This is a genomic window from Pedobacter sp. V48 (genome assembly GCF_000523515.1).
Taxonomy (GTDB): domain Bacteria; phylum Bacteroidota; class Bacteroidia; order Sphingobacteriales; family Sphingobacteriaceae; genus Pedobacter.
The window spans coordinates 21,924-46,910 of the sequence record NZ_AWRU01000012.1; the positions used below are offsets into that span (position 1 = coordinate 21,924).

The 24,987-nt window shown below is 41.8% G+C and carries 20 protein-coding genes; 9 read left to right on the plus strand and 11 right to left on the minus strand.

Going from position 1 to position 24,987, the window contains the following annotated elements:
• Positions 1-308: 308 nt before the first annotated feature.
• A complete protein-coding gene (locus N824_RS11940; protein ID WP_048905388.1) occupies positions 309-620 on the plus strand; it encodes a hypothetical protein in 312 nt (103 codons plus the stop codon).
• Positions 621-863: 243 nt separating this feature from the next.
• Here N824_RS11940 and N824_RS11945 read toward each other — a convergent pair whose 3' ends face one another.
• A complete protein-coding gene (locus tag N824_RS11945) occupies positions 864-1,454 on the minus strand; it encodes a hypothetical protein (RefSeq protein WP_048905389.1) in 591 nt (196 codons plus the stop codon).
• A 157-nt stretch (positions 1,455-1,611) separates the two neighbouring features.
• Here N824_RS11945 and N824_RS38340 point away from each other — a divergent pair, with 157 nt between their 5' ends.
• Positions 1,612-2,127 carry a hypothetical protein gene (locus N824_RS38340; RefSeq protein ID WP_048905390.1) on the plus strand — a complete coding sequence of 172 codons (516 nt, stop codon included), beginning with the start codon at positions 1,612-1,614 and terminating at the stop codon, positions 2,125-2,127.
• A 181-nt stretch (positions 2,128-2,308) separates the two neighbouring features.
• Here N824_RS38340 and N824_RS11955 read toward each other — a convergent pair whose 3' ends face one another.
• Positions 2,309-2,689, minus strand: a complete 381-nt coding sequence (locus N824_RS11955) for a VOC family protein (RefSeq protein ID WP_048905391.1) — start codon at positions 2,687-2,689, stop codon at positions 2,309-2,311.
• Positions 2,690-3,073: 384 nt separating this feature from the next.
• Between N824_RS11955 and N824_RS11960 the strand changes: the two genes are divergently transcribed.
• The 3 genes from N824_RS11960 to N824_RS11970 all read left to right on the plus strand — a co-directional run bounded on the left by N824_RS11960 (position 3,074) and on the right by N824_RS11970 (position 6,390).
• Complete coding sequence (locus tag N824_RS11960) at positions 3,074-3,442, plus strand: response regulator (protein WP_161662302.1); 369 nt, start codon at positions 3,074-3,076, stop codon at positions 3,440-3,442.
• A gap of 261 nt (positions 3,443-3,703) precedes the next feature.
• Positions 3,704-6,082 (plus strand): PAS domain S-box protein, encoded by a 2,379-nt coding sequence (locus tag N824_RS11965; RefSeq protein WP_152542206.1) that lies wholly within the window; start codon positions 3,704-3,706, stop codon positions 6,080-6,082.
• A gap of 56 nt (positions 6,083-6,138) precedes the next feature.
• On the plus strand, positions 6,139-6,390 hold the full coding sequence (locus N824_RS11970; RefSeq protein ID WP_048905393.1) for a response regulator transcription factor: 252 nt from the start codon (positions 6,139-6,141) through the stop codon (positions 6,388-6,390).
• Between the two features lie 591 nt (positions 6,391-6,981).
• Here the strand turns inward: N824_RS11970 and N824_RS35455 are convergent.
• Complete coding sequence (locus N824_RS35455) at positions 6,982-7,110, minus strand: hypothetical protein (RefSeq protein ID WP_255327444.1); 129 nt, start codon at positions 7,108-7,110, stop codon at positions 6,982-6,984.
• A gap of 635 nt (positions 7,111-7,745) precedes the next feature.
• Between N824_RS35455 and N824_RS11975 the strand changes: the two genes are divergently transcribed.
• From N824_RS11975 to N824_RS11985, 3 genes are all read left to right on the plus strand, one after another.
• On the plus strand, positions 7,746-7,952 hold the full coding sequence (locus N824_RS11975; RefSeq protein ID WP_048905394.1) for a hypothetical protein: 207 nt from the start codon (positions 7,746-7,748) through the stop codon (positions 7,950-7,952).
• The gene (locus tag N824_RS11980; RefSeq protein WP_048905395.1) at positions 7,949-8,671 is read left to right on the plus strand and encodes a YafY family protein; all 723 of its coding nucleotides are present in this window, start codon (positions 7,949-7,951) and stop codon (positions 8,669-8,671) included. Before N824_RS11975 ends, N824_RS11980 begins: the two co-directional genes overlap by 4 nt.
• A gap of 223 nt (positions 8,672-8,894) precedes the next feature.
• Positions 8,895-9,755 carry an NmrA family NAD(P)-binding protein gene (locus tag N824_RS11985; protein WP_048905396.1) on the plus strand — a complete coding sequence of 287 codons (861 nt, stop codon included), beginning with the start codon at positions 8,895-8,897 and terminating at the stop codon, positions 9,753-9,755.
• A gap of 115 nt (positions 9,756-9,870) precedes the next feature.
• On the opposite strand, the gene N824_RS11990 is transcribed toward N824_RS11985, so the two are convergent.
• Positions 9,871-10,197, minus strand: a complete 327-nt coding sequence (locus N824_RS11990; protein ID WP_048905397.1) for a multidrug efflux SMR transporter — start codon at positions 10,195-10,197, stop codon at positions 9,871-9,873.
• A 66-nt stretch (positions 10,198-10,263) separates the two neighbouring features.
• Entirely contained in the window at positions 10,264-10,830 is a 567-nt protein-coding gene (locus tag N824_RS11995; protein ID WP_048905398.1) for a Crp/Fnr family transcriptional regulator, read from the minus strand.
• Between the two features lie 478 nt (positions 10,831-11,308).
• Between N824_RS11995 and N824_RS12000 the strand changes: the two genes are divergently transcribed.
• The gene (locus N824_RS12000; protein WP_235207094.1) at positions 11,309-13,153 is read left to right on the plus strand and encodes a glycoside hydrolase family 2 protein; all 1,845 of its coding nucleotides are present in this window, start codon (positions 11,309-11,311) and stop codon (positions 13,151-13,153) included.
• A 541-nt stretch (positions 13,154-13,694) separates the two neighbouring features.
• On the opposite strand, the gene N824_RS12005 is transcribed toward N824_RS12000, so the two are convergent.
• From N824_RS12005 to N824_RS12030, 6 genes are all read right to left on the minus strand, one after another.
• Positions 13,695-15,272: a glycoside hydrolase 43 family protein gene (locus tag N824_RS12005; protein ID WP_084498299.1), complete on the minus strand. Its 1,578-nt coding sequence runs from the start codon at positions 15,270-15,272 to the stop codon at positions 13,695-13,697.
• A 59-nt stretch (positions 15,273-15,331) separates the two neighbouring features.
• Positions 15,332-16,258: an esterase family protein gene (locus tag N824_RS12010; protein WP_235207095.1), complete on the minus strand. Its 927-nt coding sequence runs from the start codon at positions 16,256-16,258 to the stop codon at positions 15,332-15,334.
• Between the two features lie 44 nt (positions 16,259-16,302).
• Positions 16,303-17,196, minus strand: a complete 894-nt coding sequence (locus tag N824_RS12015) for a sialate O-acetylesterase (RefSeq protein ID WP_235207096.1) — start codon at positions 17,194-17,196, stop codon at positions 16,303-16,305.
• Positions 17,197-17,410: 214 nt separating this feature from the next.
• Entirely contained in the window at positions 17,411-21,487 is a 4,077-nt protein-coding gene (locus N824_RS12020) for a hybrid sensor histidine kinase/response regulator transcription factor (protein WP_161662303.1), read from the minus strand.
• Between the two features lie 341 nt (positions 21,488-21,828).
• Entirely contained in the window at positions 21,829-22,932 is a 1,104-nt protein-coding gene (locus tag N824_RS12025; RefSeq protein ID WP_052334118.1) for an endo-1,4-beta-xylanase, read from the minus strand.
• Between the two features lie 175 nt (positions 22,933-23,107).
• On the minus strand, positions 23,108-24,787 hold the full coding sequence (locus N824_RS12030; RefSeq protein ID WP_048905400.1) for a glycoside hydrolase family 43 protein: 1,680 nt from the start codon (positions 24,785-24,787) through the stop codon (positions 23,108-23,110).
• Between the last annotated feature and the right edge of the window lie 200 nt (positions 24,788-24,987).

Genomic DNA, 24,987 nt, shown 5'->3' on the forward strand with positions numbered 1-24,987 from the left:
TTTTCCAACTCAATTTAAGCGCTTGCGCCTCTCAAAAATGTTTGACGTTTACTTCTTGCTGTATAACCCCGCCGTAGCCGGGTTTGCAGGCAAAGCATTTTTTTTCGATCAAAGAATAATACAAGCGTATAAAACCGTACCGTCATTCCGCAACTTGTGGAGAAAGGTAACAATATCCCTAAACGGCTTAATTTATAATCCACTGTAAATCAGCTTTGTGCCAAAAATTTGGATTTTAGGCATTATTATGTAGCCTACTCAAAACATAAATAATAAGAATATTTAGTTAAACTTTTAATATAGTAATTATGAAAAAGATCATTTTATCAGCAGCAATTTTAGCTGTAGCAGGATTAACCTCAGTAAAAGCAAGCGAAATCAAAAATCCAATGATCATAACTGTTCAACAGGATAGCACGACGAAAACTCCAGTAGAAATAAAAGACCTTCCGGAGCCGGTACAAAAAACTTTGCAAACAGATCCTGTTAAAGAATGGACGCCAACAGCGGCATTTCTGGTAACGAATGCAGATAAATCAAGCTTTTACCAAATTGATGTTAAAAAAGGCGAGGAAACCGGTTCTTTGAAAATTGACAAAGACGGCAAAGTTATCCAATAAGATTTCATCTTGGTCAGAACCTAGTTCTGATAAAATATAATCACAACAGAATTCCCTTAGTGATTTAAAAGGGCTGATGATGATTGAAAAGGGCTGCTTTTTTGCAGCCTTTTTTGTAGGTTTTTCCGAATAAGTGAACCACCATCATATTATTAAATTTCTCTTTCAAGATCGCAATCGCCGATTACCCCGCCCGCATATTCTGGTCATCCCGTATCAATCCCCTATTTCCCAGGTTCCAAATTACTTTTCATACACCGGAACGGTAAGGCTCCGAGTGAAGCCAGGTGTACCAGCGACCATTATCAGGATGCTACCATTAGTTTCATCTGCCGAATCGATATAGAGCTGCCTTTCTTTACCAATCCCAAATTGCATTTTTGCAGATGACATAGACCAGTAAAACGGTGGGACGCCCTTCAGAGACAGGTCATGTTTGGTTCTAAAATAACCCTTGCGTAAATTGCCTTTTACGACCTCTGTTTTTAGAGGAACATTTCCTTTAAATAATGTTGCATTAAGATGATTTTCATCAGTAAGCTTCAATTCAATATGTGTAGCCTGAGCGAGCTCCAAAGAGTCCTTACCAGCAGCGTTCTTAAAATAATACCAGAGCACTGAGGAAATCACGGTATCCTTATACGATCTGGATTTAATTGTACGATTGATGCTGACAGGATACTTCCCTATGATCATCGGCGCTTGTAAAGGAACCAGATCTGCACGTTTAGGTGTTTTAAGACTTACACATGAGGCAAAGACTCCTAAAAGCACAACAGCAGTTAGGTTGACTTTTTTATTAACGATTAATGTCTTTTCGGTCTTTTCTTTCATGTCTGTACTTAGTTAAAAACTATTAAAGTCAGTTATTTGCGAACAAAGTGATCGCCATCAAATTTGTAGGTAATGAACTTATCGGTAACCTGGTACCTCGCATCAACAAACGGGAGGGTAATTGGTTTAAGTAAGATTTTACTACCTTCACTCAACAATGCTCAACCAAATAATCAACCTTTTTTGGACTATCCTGTCATTTACAACAGTGGGTGTTTATTGGGGCCAATATTTCGCGGAAAAAAGATCTCCGTTGATACTCATCGTATCTGTTGTAATTAGCGTATTAATTTATGTAATCCCCAACCAATGGCTCAGAAAATTAGCAATAAGTAACGACAAAAAAATGTATGAGCGGATCGGGGTGAAATTACTGTTGTATGTCGTGCAAAATGGAACCCTTGTCAACCGGATTCAAAGAAAATACTACAAAAAGCCAGGAATAATTCGCAACCGTAAACAGGCGCAGGATTATCTCAAAACCATTCTCATGCAGGAAAAATTCCACTATTGCTGCTTTACATTATTTTTGCTCAGCGCCGTTAGCGCATTTTCTACACAAAAGCCTGGCATAGGGCTGTTGATTATGCTTTGCAATATATTATACAACGTTTACCCAATCCTACTTCAGCAATATAATAGGCTGAGAATCCAAAAATTATTACGGCTATAGTCTTATACACACTTCAGCACCCGCTCCATCGTCTGCAAACCTTAATCTGATTTCGGGTTCAAGCCACATACCAGAGGCTGTAAAAACAATTCGTAAACTAACGTTAGCTGGCCTCGCATACTAATCGGCGCTGTTTTTCTCAAACATCCAAAGCGCACTACGGTATACTTCAAAACCCTTACTAGTCTATAACTTCATTCAGCTCACATACGATTTCGATGAGAATGTTCTGATGCATGTAATAGAAACCAAAGACCTTTCTGATTCTTTGTGGCGCATGTTCCATGACCAAACCAGCACTGCTGAACTGATCAAACTTATTCAACACCTCCTGTTCATCCGTTAGGTAAAAACCAATATGAAAACTGTCTGGATACCTGTGATTTCCCTCGCGGTTCATTTTTTCACTCATTAATACCAAAATAAAACCATTATCGCCATGCAGCACAGAAAGCACCTCATTTTGTTTGCTATCCACGCAAGTGAATTCCAGATAGGTTTCGAAGAAAGAACGTGCAGCTGCTAAATCAGGAACACTTAAGTTAAGGTGATTGAGATTCATTTTTTTCAGGTTGGGTAATCATCCATAAATATAAGTGAATAATTATTCACTTAAAAATATTATTCTTTAAAAAGGGATAATATTTTCATTTTTATAAGCTGATCAATAGGTATCTTGTATAAAGTGGTTCCTACATTTCGGCTCAGAACTTTTATCATCAAGTAGACGCGGTATTTTGCGGTCCGGTAATCATAATTCAGAAAGTTTCCGATCCGTGTTTTAGCAGATATGAGCCGATGTTGCAACTGCCTGCTGAACTTATGCAGAAAACCATCTTATGTTAAACGAGGCTTTGAAATTAAAAATAAAATTCTTAATTTTTACCTTCGTAACCGACCTGTAAATCCATTTTTGCCAGGCTTTAAAAATGTTACTGAACAGATCATGGAAACTATAATTGTACAGGATAATGATGGAGCTATACTGCATGCACTGACCTTGGCACTTGAGCTTCAAGGATTTGATGTCGTCTCCCTGAATACCTGCGATGAAAAGATCATATTGGACCAGATTGNAAAAAAAAGGCCTCATGTTGTTATGCTCGATATTAAACTTTCAGACCAGGACTGCATACAGGTCACAAAGCTCATCAAACAAAAATATCCTCACCTGCCTGTGATCGCCCTGAGCTGTAATGAAAATATTCAAGATGATTACAGCAAACACGGATTTGACGGATATATCAAAAAACCTTTTGATCTTGACCTTCTTTATAGTATCCTTGAGAAACACCTGGGAGACAGGCAAAAATAAATCCTCATCGCACACAATCGCAGCACATAAGCTGAGTTTATTGATAAAGAACTGCTGCCTACTTCGGGGCAAACAACCATACATAACCAAATTCGAATGGCAATCTAAATACCTGTAATTATTGGCTTCGATGGCTCATATTACCCTTTAGAAAAACCGCGAATTTTGAAAACAATCGTTACTTCGCCGGCATTTTTTTTTGCAATAAATTGTATCTTCGTTCTTCCTGCGGATTTGATCAGATCATTTAAATTTTAGCACATGAGCAGTCTTGACCCTACTCAATTGAATCATGACATACACCTCTATTCCAGCTCTTTCCAAGAGCTATTTCAGCATTCTCCTTTAGCAGTTTATGCATGTGACAAGCTTGGATACCTGAACTTTTATAATCAGGCCGCTGCCACGCTATGGGGGCGCCGACCAGTGCTCGGAAAGGAACGCTGGTCGGGTGCCACGAAGTACTACTTTCCAGACGGGAGGCCAATGCCGATAGAGGAATGCCCCATCGCGGTAACGCTTAAAACAGGAAAGGCTCAAACCGGACAGGTAACCATTGAAAGATCAGACCGCAGTTTTCGGGACCTGCTGGTTTCCCCTGTCCCCATTTTTGATAAAGATGAAAAACTAATTGGCGCTTACAATACGCTGATAGACATTACAGACCATCAAAATGATGGCGTCCGCCATGCCAGGCTCTCTGCCATTGTAGATTCATCGGACGATGCTGTCATCAGCAAGGACACCAATGGAATCATCCAAAGCTGGAACGCTGGTGCCTGCCGGATGTTTGGCTATACCGAAGAAGAAGCGATAGGAAAGTCTATTACCATGATCATTCCTGATGAGCGACTGAGCGAAGAAACCCTCATCCTTGAAAAGATCAGGGCCGGTGAGCGAATCGATCATTTTGAAACTATCCGCAGGCATAAAGACGGTAGTAATATCCCGATTTCTGTGACTGTTTCACCTATCGTTGACTACAACGGGCGCGTAGTAGGCGCATCAAAAGTTGCCCGAAACATTTCAGAACGACTCCAGAGTGCAGCCAGACAATCGATATTATCAGCTATTGTCGAGTCCTCTGATGATGCGATCATCAGCAAAGACCTCAATGGGATCATCACCAGCTGGAACCGTGCCGCACAGGAAATTTTTGGCTACACTGAACAGGAAATCATTGGTAAATCCATTACCCTACTGATTCCTGAAAACAGGATGGAAGAAGAAACAGTCATTCTGGGCAACATCAGAAAAGGCATTAAGGTGGATCATTTTGAGACTATTCGCAAAGATAAGCAGGGCAATGAGATTGCCATTTCGCTAACCGTTTCCCCCATTCGTGATGGTAGCGGTAAAGTTATTGGAGCCTCTAAAGTAGCACGAAATATCACCGCCCAGCTCAAAGCACAGGAGCAAATAAAAAAGCATACAGAAAAGCTTGAAATCCTGAACTCCATTAGTAAGCGTATTACTGAAAAAATGGATATTGATGTAATCCTGCAAAGGGTAACCGATGCCACCACTAAAATCACAGGAGCAGCTTTCGGGGCTTTCTTTTACAATACCATTAATGAAGAAGGTGAAGCCTTTATGCTGTACACCCTTTCCGGCGCACCAAAAGAAGCCTTCGACCGCTTTGGGATGCCGCGTAACACGGCCATCTTCCATCCAACATTTGCCGGGCAGGGTGTAGTCCGTGTAGATGACATTACCAAAGACCCGCGTTATGGGCACAATTCCCCTCATTACGGCATGCCTAAAGGACACCTGCCGGTGGTCAGCTACCTCGCTGTCCCGGTGATTTCCACATCCGGAGAAGTGATCGGGGGACTTTTTTTTGGACATCCACAGGCCGCTATGTTTAAGGCAGACCATGAAGACCTTGTCGTAAACATTGCCGCCCAGGCCGCCATCTCTCTGGATAATTCCAGACTTTTCGAGCAGGTAAAATCACTTAGCGATAAGAAAGATCAGTTTATCGCCCTGGCCAGTCACGAACTAAAAACACCCATGACCACCATTAAAGGATACCTTCAGGTAATGGCAAAAACCGAAGTCAGCCCGACGAGCAAACTCTTCCTGGATAAATCACTTTACCAGGTAGAAAAACTCAACAATCTGGTCGACGAGTTGTTGCATATGTCCCGAATGGAAGCTGGAAAACTTGAATTTAACCTTGAAGATTTTGACCTTCGTCAGTTGCTAGCAGATCAGGCGGAAATTTTTCGATATACCTTTTCGACCCACCGCTTAATTACTGAGCTCCCCGATCTAAGGGTGATCATCAATGGGGATCGGCAACGGATCGAACAGGCGGTCACTAACCTGGTTAACAATGCAGTGAAATACTCCCCGGGGGCAAAACAGGTAGAACTAAAATTGGAGATTGCAAATGAGCGGGTCATTATCCGTGTGAAGGACTATGGTATAGGACTAAACCAGGATCAGCAGCGAATGATTTTTACGCGCTTCTACCGGGCAGAAGAAACAAAAGGCATCAGCGGGCTTGGGCTTGGGCTCTACATCACCAAGCAAGTAATAGACAACCACAAAGGAAACATTCAGGTTATCAGCAGACCTGGGCAGGGATCTGAATTCCTGATCAGCCTGAATTTGAAGGAAACCAAACCTTTTTAGTGAGTATGCTGTTGTAATGCAATAGGATAATTGGAAGTTATTTATATCACAAGGACATGAAACAGATTTTTATTGTAGAAGACGACGCGGGCATCAGAGAGCTGATCGAATACCTGCTGATCAGCGAGGACTACCAGGTCAGGTCATTTCCGACAGCGACAGATTTTAAAGAAGGGATGAGTAAAGGACGACCTGACCTGATCCTGATGGACATTATGCTGCCGGATGGAAATGGCCTTGGATATGTGCAGGGGCCTAAGCAAAGCAGAAGCCTCGTCACATATTCCGATCCTGCTTATGTCTGCTAACACCGCAGAATACAAGATTAGTCAGGAAAATTGCGCCAGGGACTTCATCTCCAAGCCTTTTGATATCGATGACCTCATTGTCCGTATAGCCAAGCAGCTCAATTAATTTTAAGCCGGTCCAACAGGACTAATGTTTGATTGTTGTGTTTTGGCTCATCCCATAATTTAAACTCGCAAATAGCAGCTTTTTTATCAAAATTTTGCCTGGCCATAAACAGCACTGACAAGCGCTTCCCGTGGGTTTTGAAGGTGAGGATATGTCGATTAAGCATCATTTAATGGTTATGCGTCCAGCATGCCTATCAAGCTTAAATTACTTCGAAATCATTTCGCCAACCTGAATATAGCCTTTGTCATATAACCACAGGTCATTGACGTGAATATACAAATGGCGTGCTGAAGATCAATGTAGCCAAAAAAGAGGAATTCAAAATGGCCAGCAGACACATCGAAATCAAATAATTCCAGATTAGGAGTAAAAACAGAGCACCAAGGCACCCTTAAAAAACACGACAAATCATTATTTCTGTCGTATCTTTTTATTAATATTCAATTGTTTATGCGATCTATTAATTTGTTGTTTTTTAACTATTATAAATAGATTTTAAGCCAAATGCCAAGATTATAGCCAAGTTTGGCAATTTCTATAACGGCTAAAACTACGAATACACCAACTACTACAGGGTTCAGCCCAAAATTAGCTTTTACTGATTCTAACATAATTTTTAAATTAGGATATAAGTCTACGCTTTAAATATATGCATTTGGTGCCAATTAGAAAAGGTTTCAAGAAAAAAATTAATCAACTGTAGTGTCTTTTCTATTGCCTCCTGTATCGTCTATCGGCAGATTTTTGCTGCGCCGGAATATGTTTTATGAGCACGTTATCAAGCAGATCCAGTCCAAAGGGTTTGCGGATATACCCGTCAAACCATTTGCCCCAGACAACCGGTCAATATTATAATTGCAGCGCATGGCAGTGATCGGAAGGTGCGGGTGGCACGGTGTGATCGGAAAGCAGGCTTGTTTACAGGTTTCGCGATCCGACCTATACTCCAGCATCGCTACAAGTGGTCTATGCTGATCTACCAAAGACAGAAAATCATCTTAAATATTTTCAAACTACAATACCTCAAACCCTTACAGAGTTAAGGCGCGTGTCAGCACATCCAAAATGGCGGCATCGGTGTCCTGAGCAATAATGGTTTCCATAACTATTTTAACTGTACATTAAAGCTACGATTTTTAGGATATTTCAGCAGTTCTAACCCTATACTTCCCTGACACAAATTAAATGCTCGAAAGAACTTTTTTAAACCCCAGCTGTTTTTCAATTGGCAATAAAGAGAAAAACCATGAACACTAAAGGAAACAGAAGTTCAGACCGGCAAACAGGGAATTACCAACAGCCACAAGTGGATGGAGAAGCCCAAACCGGACTGACAGACCAAACCATTACCGCAGTGACCGACGAACTGCCCACCCTTTTTAATTTACCAGAACCCCCGGTTGATCCAGAAGATGAGGAAGACGATGATCCCGTATCAACATGTCATCAATGAAACAATATCAATCCGCCAGCGCTACCCGATTACGCAGGTTAATAGCCTTGCTGACCATTTTGCAAACCAAGCGAATTGTAAACGCAACTGATCTTGCGACCAGATTTAACATAAGCAAAAGGACCGTTTATAGGGATATCAGGCTATTGGAAGAGGCAGGTGTCCCGGTTTTCACCAAAGAAGGAAAAGGATTCTCATTGGTTGAGGGTTATAAAGTGCCTCCATTATTGTTTACAGAAAGCGAAGCAGCAGCGATCATTACCGCTGAAAAATTTGTCGCCGGCAATAACGATGAATCCCTTGTGAACAATTACCGCAATGCGACAGACAAAATAAAAGCGGTACTACGCTACACAGAAAAAGACAAAATGAACCTGTTATCAGAACGTGTAAAAGTGTACAGTAATGACCAGGAGAAGCCAATGAGCAGTCACTTAACCGAATTGCAACAGGCACTGACCGATTATAAGCTCATCCGAATCCAGTATTGCGCCTTGAAAGAAGACCAAATCACCGAGCGCATTGTAGAACCTTTTGCTTTGTTTTATGCTGCAAACAAGTGGTTATTACTGGCCTTTTGCCGTTTGCGGAATGACTACCGCTTTTTTAGGATTGACAGGTTTCGATCTTTTCAAATCCTCTCTGAAAAATTTGAGCCACATAAAATGACGATCTCACAATATCTTGATGGACTCTCAGCAGATGCAATTCGTCCTTAAATAAGTAGCATTACAAACAGTGGGTCGGAGTCATCAGTAACTAATGTGTATTTTTTAATGTCTCTTTTTGCGCATCGCTCAATATTTTACCAAAAGGCTTCATTTTCTAACCGAGTAACTGGCCGCTGCGATACAAATCCGAGAACTGCAAAGAACCTATGACAAACAGCTGTCACAGTGCGTTCGCATTTTTGAGCGATTAATAAATTTAACCTATTGAATTATGAATATTATCTCTGGAGGAACAGGACAGATCGGATCTGCCTTAGCTAATGCCCTGCTCAAAAATGGCGAGGCAGTTACAATCATTTCAAGAAGTTCAAAGTCTGCGGCCGATTGGCAAGCAAAAGGTGCAAAATTTGCCGTTGCAGACATTTACGACACCGAAGGTTTACACCATATCTTTAAAACAGGAAAAAACATATTTGTATTGAATCCCCCTGCCGACCCCTTGACGGACACAGATCTGCAGGAAAGGAAAACGGGTGCTTCCTTAGTAGCAGCTTTAAAAGGCGCCCGGCCTGAAAAGATAGTTGTTGCCTCGACCCTAGGCGCCCGGCCAGGCAGTAGGATTGGTGATCTTAACACATTATTTGAGCTCGAGCAGGGTATAGCTTCCCTTGGATTCCCCTATCAAATCATCAGATCCGCTTACTACATGAGCAATTGGGCATCATCGTTGCCGAGTATAAAGGAAACAGGTGAAATGGTGTCGTTCTTCCCCAAAGGGTTGAAAATCCCCATGGTCGCCCCGCAAGACATCGGGGAATTGGCAGCAAAGTTTATGACGACCAAAAACGGGCAAGAGCTCACCTCGATAGTTGGACCGGAGCTTTATTCACCTCAGGACGTTGCAGATGAGTTTTCAAATGCACTGGGCAGGAAGGTAAACGTAAAAGTGATCCCAAAGCACGAATGGACAGCCGCCTTTAAGTCTACCGGATTTTCCAAGGAGGCAGCCGCTTCTTACGCCGCAATGACAGAAATTGCAGCCAATCATATTGAATTACCCAAGGACGCCGTAAAGGGGAAAATAACATTGCAGCATTTTATCAATAATCTGATCAGGACGCAGGATAAATAGCGGCCTGACAAATACGATCCCTAAACAAAGGTATTACATAAAAAGCGGGGCGATTCTGGTCACCCCGCTTAGCCATCTGAATTGCGATAGGAATCTGGCTAACAGTCAGCAAAAGCTATTCCGACACCAGTTTAAGTCCGACCAGAGAGATCACCAACGTACTTAGGAAAAAGAGTCGCCAAAAAGTTGCCGGATCTTTAAAGACAAGTATGCCAACCACCACTGTGCCTACTGCGCCAATACCGGTCCAAACAGCATAAGCTGTTCCGATGGGCATCGTTTGCGTAACTTTCATCAGCAGCAGCATACTGATAGACATGGTTATGAAAAAAGCTAAGTACCATAAATAAACCGCGCTTCCTGTTGCCTCCCTTGCTTTACCCAGACATGATGCAAAAGCGACTTCACAGAAGCCAGCGATTGCTAATAAAATCCAATTCATAGTTATATTATTTGTATGTAAATTTCGGTCGTTTTACAGCCAAAAAATTTAACATAGGATAAAAAGTCATTTATATATATTTGATCTTATGCGACTTAAACTAACCTGCGTTACGCCCAGGTAGGAGGCAATGTACCCCAGCTGTACCCGTTGCAACAGGTCCGGATTATCCCTGAGCAGGTCATTGTACCGATCAGATGCCAGACTGAATTGTCTTGCAATCAGTCTTTCCTCCACTTTGATCAGCTCAGTTTCTGCAAACTTGCGCCCCCAATTGGCAAGGAATATATCTTCATTAAATAAGCCTTGAAGATCGCTGCTGCTTATACGATAAAGAATCGAATCTTCTAAAAGTTCAATGTTTTCATAAGCGGGTTTATCTTCCACGTAATTTTTCAGTGAGATAACGGTATCACCCTCACGCCCAAGCCAAATCGTAACATCTGTATCCTGTTGAAACTTATAGGACCTGACAATGCCTTTTTTTAAAAAATAAACGTTTCGGCTGATTTTGCCAGCCTCAAATAAAATTTGCCCTTTTGGTAAGGTAACTTCTTCTGTAACCTGCTTGAGCTTTACCACAGCGGCTTCAGGTACAGGATATATTTGATTTATGATTGCTTCAATTTCCATCTTGATTACTTATCTGTCAAAAAACCATTTAAACTTGAAGACAGCTCATTAACCTGATAAGACCGTGATTAATGAAATTGTCTTCTAAATTACAATTATCATTGAACCAGTTGCTACAAATTATAACCCTAAATCCAAATACAGCAAATAAACTGGAACAAGAAGCGACCGGAAGCAAGCCCATATCGGAATTCACTTCAACAGTATTTCCTAATGGGATTTATTATCTATCCCCAAATATATTGATAACCCACAATAAAGCTTTAAATAAGCTGTTAAAAGTCCATTTCTTGAATTGATTACCCAAAGCTTCCAGATCACCACCAAGTAAAAAGACCCTAAAAACGGCCACTGGCTCTAAATTTAATGATTCGTACATGGAGTAAGTGCACACCATTTTCCCCGGGATGAAGGTCTGCAAGATCAATTTTGCTGATTCACCAAGGCTGCCTGATTTTAGTTATATTAGCCAAAACTAGTGTTACCTCACTCAATTTCTCAAATGACAATGAAGATTGCCACTAAACTTACCGCTTATTCCCTGCTATTATTTTGCAGCCTTTCTGCTCAGGTTTCCAGTGCTCAGGTTCCCAAATTACCGACCAGATGGACAAAAGCTGCGATGGAAACCCCAATTCCTTTTCCGGAATACCCACGCCCTCAACTCGAGCGCAAAGACTGGCTTTGCCTGAATGGCAAATGGGATTATATTGGAGGCAAAACCGCAGCAAATGCACTGAACCCCGCTAAACCGATTGGTTTTGGCGCCAAAGCGGAAAAAATCCTTGTGCCTTATTGCCCTGAAGCTGTGCTCTCAGGTATTGAGCGAAAACAGGAAATCAATATGTGGTATAAACGGAGTTTTGAGATCCCCCCGACCTGGAAAGACAAGCAAGTACTGCTTCATTTTGATGCGGTCGACCATGACGCCACGATATTTGTGAACGGAGAAAAAGCAGGAAGTCATGCCGGTGGTTATGACGCCTTCAGCCTGGACATTACCTCATTTTTAAAACAGGGCAATAATACCCTGATTGTCGCGGCCCATGATCCTAATGATGGACGGACGCCTTCAGGAAAAAACGGCCCGCGCGGAGATTACACCTTCACCTCGGGAATCTGGCAGACGGTATGGATGGAACCGGTCAGCAAAAACTACATCAAAAACATCCGGATAACGCCCGACCTGGCGAACAGCCGTCTCAAATTATTGGTAGATGCAGGCACTGCGGAGGTGTTTGCAGCTGCGCTTGATGAAAAAAAAGTAGTAGCCGAAGTAACAGGCGAGTCCGGGACCGCTTTTTATCTTCCCATAGAAAACCCCAAGCTATGGAGCCCGGAGCATCCTTTCCTATACGATCTGAAACTTACCCTGAAGGATAAAAACGGCCATGTTACCGACCAGGTCAGTAGTTACTTTGGCATGCGCGAGGTCAAACTGGGTAAAGTTGATGGTGTGGTGAGGCCTCTGTTAAACGGAAAATTCGTAATGCAGGTTGGTTTGCTCGACCAGGGCTACTGGCCGGATGGTATTTTGACCGCGCCAACCGAGGAAGCCTTAAAATATGATGTAGAATTCACCAAAAAGGCCGGATTTAACCTCATCAGAAAACACATGAAAACCGAGCCCAAACGTTTTTATTATTGGGCAGACAAGCTCGGTGTAATGGTATGGCAGGACATGCCGGCCATTTGGTATCAGCATGAAGACACCGTGAAAAACAGGACCACCTATCGCAAAGAACTTAAAGCCATTATAGACGACCAGTATAATGCACCCTCGATTATCGCCTGGGTTCCGTTCAATGAAAACTGGGGTGCATTTGACGTCAGGGAAATTACCGACTGGGTAAAGAAATATGATCCATCGAGGCTGGTAAACGGCAACTCCGGCTTCAATAACAATCCCGGTTACCAGAAAGCGGCGGGAGATCCGGGCAATGGAGACTTCGTAGATACACACATATATATCGGCCCTAACGACGCTTCCCAGCCTGATGACAAGCGGGCAGCCTCTTTAGGCGAATTTGGAGGGGTAGGTCTGTTTGTAAGGGGGCATATGTGGCCGGTAGAAAACAACGCCTATGGATACGAGCCGACAAAAAGCGCATTGACCGACAGATATGTACTCCTGATGGACCAGGTAGAGCAGCTGATGAAGTATAAGGGCCTGAGCGTTGCGGTGTACACACAAACCACCGATGTGGAACATGAAGTGAACGGGCTGCTGACCTACGATCGTGCAGTCGAAAAGATGGACGTAGAAAGAGTCAGGGAAGTCAATAAGGCAGTCATTGAGGCAGGCATAAAGCTGAACCGGTAGCACATTCCGCTACTTTTAGAACCACCATTCTCCTGCCTATACTGCTAATGGACAAGCCGACCGGTATTGCCAACAAAGCAGTGCTGAAGCTATCCAGGGTGATCACTGCCAGTACCTGTCATACATCGATGAGTTAAGCGGGCCAGTGTGTTCCCTGCTTTGTTTCACTTACCCTAGTGTTTGCTGATTTACCAGCATTCGGAAAGTATTCGAAAATCGTTTTGTGGGCACGAAAATTTTATTGCGATGCGCTACAATGTGTTATTAAATGGCCAAAACAGAGCTCATCTTTTCGCACAATATGCGGTGCGCTCCAGTCACTCTTAGCCGATGAGCACCAGAACTAGATATAGAATTGAAGCTTAGATCAGGGGGAAAATTGTGGATATATGGAAACAGACTGTTTTGAATGGAGGTCCCCATCGAATATCTCCCAGGTTAAGGCCCAGCCCGACTTCGTTTAGGGGGGTAAAGACTGTGCCGGATCGGCCATTCCCCAGCCTGACCAGATAAAATTGCCCGGGTATTTGTGATTACCGGATTAGTTTGTCGGAGCTGGTTGATCTGAAATATGGAAGTAATCAAAATCAGCGTGCCCGCCCGTCTTTTTTCCGGCATAGTTAAACAGCGCAAACCGGTATCCCATAAAGTGCGGGATGGTATAAGCCATTTTCAGTAAACTTCCGATTTTCTTCCAATGTTTTCCGTCAAGACTATATCTGAAGCTGGCCAGGTCCCGCCTTTGGCTGAAGTCACAGTCTACGCTGAAATAAATGCTGTTTTGGTTGAGCGGAATCCGTTCCTTTTCCATAGGCTCACCGCTTCCCGCATCAATGACCACAATATATTTATCGCTTCCTTCTACCCTCACACCAAGCAGCCCGTACTTTTTTTGCAACAGTCCCAGCCCGGCAAAATCACCATCCTTCAGCCTGGCGACATCAAGTAACGTCACTGCGGAGGAAAAAGGACCAATCGTGCGTTGGGTCAATGTATTCCTGGCTGATAAAAAATCATGATCTAATCGTCCATTGGTTAACCTTAAATAGCCTTTCCGCTTTCTTAGCGACCAAAGCTTCGCATCAGGGTTATGGTTCCATTGCCAGACCAGGGGTAAATCAGCTTCACCGGCTTTTCGGGTAAATTCATCAGAGGCGACAATACCTGGAATCAAACCCTTCGTTGCTGGTAAATCCAAGGTGTCCGGAACTTTACCAACGGTACCCAGGATTGGCCAATCATCTTGCCACTTAACGGGAACCAAATAAGGGATACGGCCCACGGCGCCGAAATCACGAAAAAGGTAGGCATACCAATCGCCATTTGGCATATCGATCAGCCCACCCTGAGCCACTCCTAAATCCTGCAAGCCAATTTTACCTTCATAAGGACCAGTTATCTTATCTGCTTTGTGGATCACTACCGTTCGCATGCCGCCCCTTGGCCAGGTGATGTTAAACAGATAGTATTTATCCTTAATCTTAAACAATTGAGAGCCTTCAGCCGGCAATCCAATCTTTTCTCCAGAAGGGAGGCTGGCATTTTCTATAATGACGCGTTCTGCAATAGCAGGATCAGGACCTGATAAATCAGACTTCATTTCAACCAGCCTGATCTTGCCTCCGCCATAAACCATGTAAACCTTGCCATCGTCATCAAAAAATAAGGAATGGTCGTGAAAACCCGGCTTGAAAGTGCTTACTTTCCAGGGTCCCTTTTCTACATCCTTTGTGCTATAGATATACGTTTTTCCGGTAGTCTGGGCAAATGTACTCACGTAGAAAACCCCATTGTGATAACGCAGACTGCTTGCCCACGTTCCCTGGCCGTAAGCCTGTTTAACGTTTTTCAGATTGAGTTCGTCCACATCAGCAAGGGTATCATAAGCATAACTCACCAAACTCCAGTTCACCAAATCCCTGGACTTCATAATCGGCACGCCAGGGCTCATGTGCATGGTGGTACTACTCATGTAATAGGAATCACCAACACGCACAATGGACATATCCGGCACATCTGCAAAAATAATGGGATTTTGTGCCTTTAGCTGCTGAGCAAATACTGGGAGGTGTAGACAATTTACTGTAATTAGCGTCACAAAGGCAATTATTTTTCTCATCTTATCAAGGTTACGTGTTTGGTGATTCATATTGCTAATCGATACAATCAAACTGGTCCTTACTCTTCAGGGCTATTAGACGCAGGAGGCCCTGCAACCGGATATTTAGAAAAAGAAGCGGTATCTACCGGTTTAAATAGCATCTGAGCAAACATATACAATCCATTTTTCCAAACCTTAAAATCATGGAATCCCGGTTCAATAAAATAAATGTGTGGCACACCATTTTGCAAAAGGTAATCATGCGTACGCTTACTATTAATGAGTAGGTGATCACTCGCACCGCAGGATATAAATAACAGTTTGAGCATTTCCTTTGCTTTCACAGGATCCGGCAACAATTCTTTGGGTGCCTTAGTATTGGGAGCTGAGGAAAAACCACCAATCCATGCAAATTTTTGAAGATTACCCAACCCGAAATTTAACGATTGCCCCCCGCCCATGGACAAACCAGCAATTGCCCGGTGCTCACGATCTTTTCGAATACGGAATTTCTTTTCCACGAAAGGAATCAAGTCGTTTAGTAGATCTTTTTCGAAAGTTGAAAATGCATTAACTTTATCTTTGGCCATGATGTTTCCAATTGGCCGGTCATCTTTCATGGCGCGGCCATTAGGCATTACAACAATCATCGGTACTAATTTCCCCGCAGCATAGAGGTTATCCAGTATGACCTGTGGCTTACCTCCATTTAACCATTCCCTTTCATCTCCCCCAATCCCGTGGAGTAAATACAGAACAGGGTACTTCCTGCTTTTTACATATCCTGGAGGGGTGTAGGTTATCGCCTTTCTAGTACTACCCACAGTTTCAGAGTAATAACTGATCGTGTCTATTTTACCATGTGGTATGTCAACATTTATAACGTCAAAACCAGGAGAAGCTGGCGCAACAATTTGCTGCGAAGAAACTGGCATGCTGAACAATAACAACATACCGGCAAGTAACATCTGCATTATACCTAAGTGTCTATTCCATTTAATCATATTTGGTTTTTTTAGCGGTTTATTTCCTATACATTATTTTTAGATTACAATCTTTTGGAACGCTCGCCTAATAGTGACAGCATTTTGTCGGCATAGCGTTTACCCAGTTCCCTATATCCTGCAGCGTCAAAATGCAATTTATCCGAAGCAGCGGTACATCCTTTTGAAGAGATCACATATGAATTTAAAAGCGCCTGAGGAAGCTTTCCAATGATGGCATTCATACCCGCACAAATACCTCCCTGATCAGCATCCACCAGTTCACCCGCGAGTAATGGTACGGAGTTCTCTTTGAGGTTCAAATCTTTCAGCAAATTACCATAAATGGCTTTGACCTTCTCTACCCATAATTTGTCACCTGTATTAGATTCTCCCTGATGCAACAGAATCCCCTTTATTACCCCGTCCTTCTGGGCAATTTTTGCCAACTGAACCAAACGGCCATAAGGATTTCCTCCATATTGATTGATCATTTCGGTCATCCATCCCGGAGCAGCAGCGGTATAAGCGGTGTATCCCTGCTTGTCAAACAATTCAATTTTGCATCCACCAACTGCAACATTCAACACACCTATTTTTATATTCTTCGGAAGATTAGAAACCATCGTTTTTCCGAAATAATCAGCTGGAGTCAAACCGGTATTGCATCTGCTTAAAGGAGGCACTGCGGTGTACCAATTTCCCTTCATTCGGTTAAGATCAGGGCAATCCACTGCCTGCAATACTTTGAAACGATCACTTATATTTGTGGTGTCCTGAGCTTCGAATTTCGCGTTACCCTCCATATTAGACTGACCAAAACACAGATAAATATGGAAATTCTCATCTTGTGCGTTGCTTTTATTTATACCTAGCAGAAGCATAATCAAAAAGAGGCTTATTCTTTTTATTTTCAGTATAGATAAATGAAACGCCGAAATATTGTTACTTCTCATCATAATAATAATTATTGTTTTTAAACCAGCCGTACCTGTTCAGTAACCCAGTGCACATGGGCAAAGACACTTGCTCAAGTGTGGCATAAAACTATGTCATGCAGACTCTTTTACAGGGAAGTTTTGAATATTATTATAGTAGATATGTTCTAGCGATAAATTTTATGGTAGAAATACACGCTGCATTAACAAACCAGCAGGAAACAATTAATGTTTACTAGGATTTAACTACTCCAACCAAACCAGCATCCGCTTTTCGCTTTAAATGTATGTATTCAGAGGGCTGCATATTAAATTTAGCTTTAAAGGATTTTGCAAAATAATTAGGTGTAGCAAAGCCGACCATATAAGCAATCTGTGATACGTTCAAATCACTCTTTTCGAGTAAGACGGTTGCTTTATCCAATTTCACAGATCTTATATATTCAACGGGTGACAGGCCGGTTAATTCCAAAATCTTGTGGTATAAAGATCCCCTGCTCATTCCAACATGCTTACTTAAGTCTTCAACCGAAAGTTTGGGATTATTCAGATTTTCTTCAATGTACAAGGCTACCTTGTTCAATAGCCTGTCGCTATGAGATTCTATGATCAATTCCGGCGTCTGAACCTTGATCTGTTTGGTATAAGTTTCTTTAAGTGTTTTATTTAATGCCAATAGGTTTTTAATTTTAGCATTCAGAATTTCAAAATTAAATGGCTTGGTTAGGTAATCATTAGCACCTGTTTCCAGTCCCCTGATCTGCTCTTGCTCACCGGTTAAAGCAGTTAACAATATAATCGGGATATGATTGGTCCTTTTATCAGACTTTACTTTACGACATAATTCAATTCCATTCATATCAGGCATATTGATATCACTTACAATAACCTGAGGATGGTTCGCCAATGCTTTTTGCCATCCTTCCCGGCCATTACATGCCTCATATATCTTATAGAATGCCTTTAAACTATCTTTTAGATAGAACCTAAAATCCTCATTGTCTTCCACCAGTAATATCGAGGGAATTTCTATACTGCCTGTGATTTGTTCAATGCCCCCAAATATTCCGTCTTCGATTTGGGATGTAGCAGCGCTTGAGAAATCCATTGTTAGTTCATCTGCAGCTTCTACTGTTGAAAAAGGAAGTTCAATAACAAAACTGCTTCCCATTCCAGTTTCACTTTGAACGGTTATATTGCCGCCGTGCATTTTAACAAATTCCTTAGCAATTGACAGACCGATTCCACTTCCCTGGTTTAAAATAGAAGCTGTGGTATCAATCTGAAAAAAGCGATCGAATATTCGCTCTTTGTTTTCCTCAGAGATGCCAATCCCGGTATCGGAAACCTTGATCACCAATAAAGATCCCTGAGCATTGATGTGACGCGCACTTCTCTCTATTTCCAGAGCTATAGTACCGCCAACGGGTGTAAATTTAAATGCATTAGACAGGAGATTGAACAGTACACGTTCTATTTTATCTTGATCAAATAAGGTATAAAAGTACTTCAGCTGGCTTTTAAATACAAGCTGAATCTGCTTCCTTTCACTAAGATCATTAAACGGTTCCAGCACTTCTTTTGTAAAAGAAACGATGTCACCCTGAGCGAGGTTTAACCGCAATTCATTGTCTTCCATTTTGCGGAAATCGAGAATTTGGTTGACCAGGTTTAACAGCCGTCTTGTATTTCGCTTCACCATTGCTAAAGGACCAGTGATATTAGGATCCCGTTTTTCCGTCAGCAACCTATCAATCGGCCCGATAATCAAAGAAAGCGGCGTACGGAATTCGTGACTTAAGTTCGTCAGAAATTTAATCTTTAACTTGTCCAATTCGCGTAAACGTTCAGCTTCTTTACGTTCCTGCTCAATCTGCTGCTCTGCCTTCATTTTTCCCTGAATCACCGCAAATTTCAGCTTCAGTTTTTGAATCCCCCTGTGCCTGATATAAAACAGTGCACCCATAGCAACACACACATACAGTATATACGCATATATGGTTCGCCAGAAAGGGGGCATTACATGTATTCTTATAGCGGTCTCACTGGCATTCCAAAGCCCGTCGTTATTACTGGCTTTCACATGAAGTACATAGTCACCGGGGTCAAGGTTAGTATACGACGCAGAGGTAGCAGTCCCTGCCTCGATCCATTCACTATCAAAACCTTCCAAACGATAGGAATATTTATTCTGTTCCGGCGAGGTATAGTCTAAACTGACATAGCTAAGCGTAAAATTTTGTTTGTAGTCTAAATAAACATCCTTCACAACGGAAATATCTTCTTTTATAGGGCCATCGGCCGATGCCACAACTGACGCATTTGACACCTTCAAATCCGTAAAAATTACTGAAGGCACGTTTTTATTTTTCTTAAAATATTGAGGGTTAAAATAATTAAACCCTTCAGCGCCTCCAAAATAGATCTCTCCGTCTGATGAAATAAAGCCGGCACCGAGTACAAAATTGTTATTTTGGACACCATTGTAAGTGGTATAATTGGTGAATTTATTTGTTTTGCGGTCAAAACTGCTGATCCCTTTATTAGTGCTCACCCAGATTCGTCCTTGTTTGTCCTCCACTATTGCGTAAATACTTCCATTATTTAAACCATCCTTTTCAGAATACGTTATAAATTGATTTGTCCTGCGATCAAATAAGCTTAGGCCGCCGCTAAATGTTCCCACCCAAATATTTCCCGCCCGGTCCTTTAATATAGACAAGGTAAGGTCATTGGGAAGTTTACTGTTTTCCTTATTATGAACGACAAATTTATTGCTGTCCGGATTAAAGACGGCTATTCCTGAACCATAGGAGCCGATCCAGATCTCACCCCCATTATCTTCCTCAATAAACCTGACAAAGTTGTTTCCAGGATAATCATATTCATTTATGGCCCTGGGATTGTTACAATATTTCACCAGCACTTCATTGTCGCCATTTAAAACATTTACGCCTCCGCCGTTGGTGCCAACCCAGACTCTCCCACTCCGGTCTTCTTTCACACAAAATATATCATTCGAATTTAGCGCATCCTGACGACTGCCGTAGGTAACCTGTCGAAATTTTCCGGTTTTTAAATCCATAACAACCAGACCACTTGCATAGGTCGCAAGATATAATTGCTTAGACCTGGTTACTTCCATGCTCATGATGGAAATATTACTCAGTGTGCTGCCATTTGCCAAAGGAAAGTTAAACCGTTTAAATAGTTCCGTCTTGCGATTGAACAGATTAAGCCCTCCACCATCTGTCCCTATAAAAATCTCATCATCCTTATATTCGGCAAATGAAGTGACAATAGCAGCATTTAATCCATTCTGATTGAAAATATTACGCTGTTTCAATTGAAAAAGATTTAGGTTGGTATCATATTTATTGACTCCCCCCCTGTAAGCTCCCAGCCAATAAATACCCTGATTATCAACATAAATGCAATTGACAGACTTCCCCGTCAGGCTATACATATCCCTGGGATCGGCTTTGTAGCTTTTAAAGGTTCCCTTGTGGATATCAAGAATATTTAGCCCATCGTCAGTCCCCACCCAAAGCTGACCATTGCTGTTTGCGGCCATACTCAGCACAATGTTACTGCTCAAAGTGCTGGGATCTCCAGGACTATGTCTGAAATTTTTAAATCCCTTTCCGTCTGGCAGGAGAAAACTCAGCCCGTTTTTTGTACCAACCCATAAATTCCCGGAATGGTCTTCCGTTATTGACGAAACAAAATTATCGCCAAGACCCGAAGGACTTGAGACTGCATATGTAAAATGTTTAAATGCGTTTGACTGTCGTTCGTATAAATAAAGTCCACTGTCAGAGCCGATCCACATTCGATGTTTACTGTCTTCATAAAGGCAGTTGAGTACGATGGGAGGAACTGGCTTCCTGAAACCCGGATTGAAAGGTAACTTGGTAACTTTTTTAGTTTTTGGATCAAGCAAATCTAAACCACCATATGTCGCTACCCATATTTTTCCTGTATAATCACTATAGATTGCACGTACATTGCTGTGACTCAACCCTTCAGGTGTATTTGCCGGGAAATTTACAAAGGAATTTTTTTTTCGGTCATATAAGCTCAGCGACCCGCCCGAAGTTCCAATCCATAAATCACCGGACTTATCTTCATGCAATGCCCTGACATCATTAGCCTGTATTCCCGATGGATCATCGGATTTATATTTGTAAACAGTGAAATTGGTCCCATCGAATTTATTCAATCCATCTTCGGTTGCAAACCACATCAATCCATACCGGTCTTTCAAAATTGCATTGACCATATTAGAGGAAAGCCCATCTTTTGTCTTCAAAGAAGTAAAGTTTACTTTTTGCTGTTGTGCATACCCTGGAGATAATACCAAAACAAAAAAGAGCAAACAGCAACAACAAAATCTCTTAAAAATAGCCTGATTCAGCATGGTCTTTAGTTACCTAAATTTATTTAAATAAGTATACCAGGCAGCATAAACTTGGAAAAGCTCCAAACTATAACTGTTAAGCGTTGTAATTCCGATGATCTATAGTCTCCAGCGGAAATGATTACAAGTGGTATATTTGGTTTCATAACGAAAGTAACCACAATATAGGCATCAGGAGGCAACAAATGTCTTTTTTGGCGACAAAAGTTCAATTCTGAGTGCTAAAAACCAGATCATTTAAAATTTATCACTCCCGAGTAAGCTTTTTTACGCTGAAGCTTTTGATCAAACAACAATGGGTAATTCTTTCTGCCGGGTACCGGATAGTAATCTAACCAGCTATACCGGTCTGAAACATTCCAGAAAGTCACACTGGTGATATGCTTCTTGTATTCCCGAAAGATTCGGAAGATTTTGGCATACTGATCAGCTTGTTTTTGTTCAAGCGAAGGTGTCAGTTCATCGGTTTCACCCGCTTTTTTTTGTCTTTTATGCTTTTCCCATGGATAAATGGACATGTCGAGTTCTGTAAAATGGATTTGCATGCCCAATGAGGAATACAATTCAATAGCCGCACGCAAATCTTTTTCAGATGGTTCAAAAATTGACCAATGAGCCTGCAATCCTACCCCATGAATGGGAACCTTCTGCGCAATCAGTTTTTTGAGCAGTCGATAAATTTTATCCCGTTTACCGGGCCGCTCTGTGTTGTAGTCATTATAAAAAAGCAGAGCGTCGGGATCAGCAGCATGGGCATACTCAAAAGCCTTTGCAATATATTCTTCGCCACAGATCTTATACCATAGCGAATTCCTTATAAACTCATCATCAGCATCACCTATTACTTCATTGACTACATCCCATGCGTAAATCTTTCCCTTATACCTTTTCACCACTGTAGTGATGTGATCTTCAAGGCGCTTAAGGAGCACATCCTTGGTAACAAGGTGACCATCTTGATCTTTGAACATCCAATCGGCGACCTGCTCATGCCAGCATAAATTATGTCCCCGCACCTTTAGGTGGTGATGTTGAGCGAAGTTGACTATTGAATCTGCATCACGCCAGAAGTAAAAATCCTCACGAGGATGTATGACCCCCATTTTCATGGCATTTTCCGGGGTGATACTGCTAAATTCCTTCAAAAGAAGTTTCGCTTCATCACCTGATAAAGTTTTGCCGCTCACAGCAACACCCATAGGAAAGTAATCCTTGTAGTAGTCCTTAAGCCCTTTAATAGCCGAAGACGTTTGACCAAATGTCCCGCAACTAATAGAAACTCCCAGAATAAGGAGGATCAATTTCAGTGTCTTTGTCTTTAATTTGTATATTTTCATATGATTCAAATGGGTACCAATTGGCTATTGACTCCGCTCCGCTGCTATTTTACAATCCCACGGAAATGCGTCTAATCAATTTCTGTTCATGCATGCTTAAACAAAGCCATGATCACCGTTAGGGATTCGCTGTATCAATACAACACTCCACACTTATTTTTTTATAAATCTATGTTTACCTATTAAAGGTGCTGTCATTCCCGCTATAGTCAAACCACCTGTAAATGGCCGTATTGTCCGTATTTTGCCCTTCAGATGTAGCATACATACCATATAATACCCCAACAAATCCTTTTGCAACGGCTGTACTTAAATACTTGCCATCAATTTTATCGGCTAAAGGTTTCCAGTCATTTTCTTTCAGGGCATACCAAAACGAGTAAACGTCGCGTTCGGAATTCACTTTAAAGTATACTTTCTTTTCAGCAGACGGGAGTACTACCTGCTTTAACAAATCCATTTTATCAGTACTGGGATTGCCTTTGAACAATTGAATCACATCTTTACCATTATCATAAGATTTGCACATAAAGTAGAAGTGGTTTTCATTTTGAAAAATCACTATTCCAGCTTTTTCATTGGCCAGTTTCGTGGAAAAATTCATTTCGGTTGAGCCCGAACTTGACAAGTGCTGCTGCCTTCTTCCAATAAAAGCAGGATTTCCTTTTTCTAAAATTGTCTGTGGAAGCAGCTTAATTGTAAGTGCATTTTTATGCTCTTTAAAATTATACCAAGAGGGATTGTGAGTACGTAAAAATAAAAACTCCCTGTTAAGGGTGTCTTTAAACGCAACCCTGAAACTAAAATTTCCCGTAATAGGCAATTGATTCTTTTGCTTATCTTCCCTCCAATTCCCTTTATATTCATATTGCACCTGCTCATAATCAGGATTGATAACTGGCCAGTCGGCTATCCATTTTACAGGAGCTATAAACGTTTCCCGACCAGTATTATAAAAATCTCCTTCATAGGGGCGGACACCTAAAAACACAGCGTAGGTATTCCCATCTGGTCCTTCTACCAAATCTGCATGACCAACTGATGATATCGGATTTTTCCGCTTAGGATCAAGATGCCTTTGCGTCAGGATAGGGTTCTTTTCATAGGGGATGAAAGGCCCCCGAACCTCTTTACTCCTGAAAATTACCTCGGAGTGGTTCACACTGGTTCCGCCTTCTGCAGCCATTAAATAATAATATCCGTTTCTTTTATAGATGTGTGGGGCTTCGATCCAAACTGGCTTTTTACTGATGTCAACCCCACCATTTACCAAGATTTTTTCAGTACCCAAAGGTTTCAACGTAGCCAGATCCAGTTCGTAGATCTTCACCGTTCTGTGCCCGCTGTACAATGACTTATATTCAGGAGGATCGCTGTTGTATATGATAAAGACCTTGTCATCTTCGAAATGTAAAGAAGGATCAATCCCCCTCACCTCTTTAAGGTAAATGGGTTCACTCCAAGGCCCCGCAGGGTTTTTAGCTGTGATTATAAAATTGCCTCCATGGTCAATATTGGTGCAGGTAATGTAAAAGGTCCCTTTGTAATAATTTATTGCTGGTGCAAACAAACCTCGGGAAACCTGCTGCCCCATAAAATCCATTTGTGATGGTCGGTTAATTGCGCTGGTAATTTGCTTCCAGCTTTTAAGATCCTTACTATGAAATACCGGAATTCCTGGAAAATAAACAAAAGTCGAGGTGACCATGTAATAATCTGTTCCGACTTTACATATTGCCGGATCTGGATAAAATCCGGGAAGAATTGGATTTTTTAAAATGACCTGAGCCCTGGCATCCGAAAACAATGATACCAGTACGATTAAATAAGAGAGAATGATATATTTTTTTTGCATATAGGATAAATTAATGCGCCAAAACTAGTTCAAGAAAAAAACGACAGTGGCCTCATTTGTTGAATTTAAGGCTATAAATGTTTGCATTGCCCCAGTACGTTTCTTCAATCTGTATATTTTTCCCAAAACTAGCCACATCACTATACTCCAACAGGCGGCCTTAATTGCTGGAAAACAATAAACAACCCGCCTCGATGGAA

What these genes read in the sequence shown, in the direction of transcription:
- N824_RS11970 (WP_048905393.1), top strand. Translation starts at nt 6,139, where the DNA reads ATGAAACAGATTTTTATTGTAGAAGACGACGCGGGCATCAGAGAGCTG.
- N824_RS11990 (WP_048905397.1), bottom strand. Translation starts at nt 10,197, where the DNA reads ATGAATTGGATTTTATTAGCAATCGCTGGCTTCTGTGAAGTCGCTTTT.
- N824_RS11940 (WP_048905388.1), top strand. Translation starts at nt 309, where the DNA reads ATGAAAAAGATCATTTTATCAGCAGCAATTTTAGCTGTAGCAGGATTA.
- N824_RS11965 (WP_152542206.1), top strand. Translation starts at nt 3,704, where the DNA reads ATGAGCAGTCTTGACCCTACTCAATTGAATCATGACATACACCTCTAT.
- N824_RS11945 (WP_048905389.1), bottom strand. Translation starts at nt 1,454, where the DNA reads ATGAAAGAAAAGACCGAAAAGACATTAATCGTTAATAAAAAAGTCAAC.
- N824_RS12005 (WP_084498299.1), bottom strand. Translation starts at nt 15,272, where the DNA reads ATGAGAAAAATAATTGCCTTTGTGACGCTAATTACAGTAAATTGTCTA.
- N824_RS12010 (WP_235207095.1), bottom strand. Translation starts at nt 16,258, where the DNA reads ATGATTAAATGGAATAGACACTTAGGTATAATGCAGATGTTACTTGCC.
- N824_RS12015 (WP_235207096.1), bottom strand. Translation starts at nt 17,196, where the DNA reads ATGATGAGAAGTAACAATATTTCGGCGTTTCATTTATCTATACTGAAA.
- N824_RS12025 (WP_052334118.1), bottom strand. Translation starts at nt 22,932, where the DNA reads ATGAAAATATACAAATTAAAGACAAAGACACTGAAATTGATCCTCCTT.
- N824_RS11980 (WP_048905395.1), top strand. Translation starts at nt 7,949, where the DNA reads ATGAAACAATATCAATCCGCCAGCGCTACCCGATTACGCAGGTTAATA.
- N824_RS11995 (WP_048905398.1), bottom strand. Translation starts at nt 10,830, where the DNA reads ATGGAAATTGAAGCAATCATAAATCAAATATATCCTGTACCTGAAGCC.
- N824_RS38340 (WP_048905390.1), top strand. Translation starts at nt 1,612, where the DNA reads ATGCTCAACCAAATAATCAACCTTTTTTGGACTATCCTGTCATTTACA.
- N824_RS35455 (WP_255327444.1), bottom strand. Translation starts at nt 7,110, where the DNA reads ATGTTAGAATCAGTAAAAGCTAATTTTGGGCTGAACCCTGTAGTAGTT.
- N824_RS11975 (WP_048905394.1), top strand. Translation starts at nt 7,746, where the DNA reads ATGAACACTAAAGGAAACAGAAGTTCAGACCGGCAAACAGGGAATTAC.
- N824_RS11955 (WP_048905391.1), bottom strand. Translation starts at nt 2,689, where the DNA reads ATGAATCTCAATCACCTTAACTTAAGTGTTCCTGATTTAGCAGCTGCA.
- N824_RS12030 (WP_048905400.1), bottom strand. Translation starts at nt 24,787, where the DNA reads ATGCAAAAAAAATATATCATTCTCTCTTATTTAATCGTACTGGTATCA.
- N824_RS11985 (WP_048905396.1), top strand. Translation starts at nt 8,895, where the DNA reads ATGAATATTATCTCTGGAGGAACAGGACAGATCGGATCTGCCTTAGCT.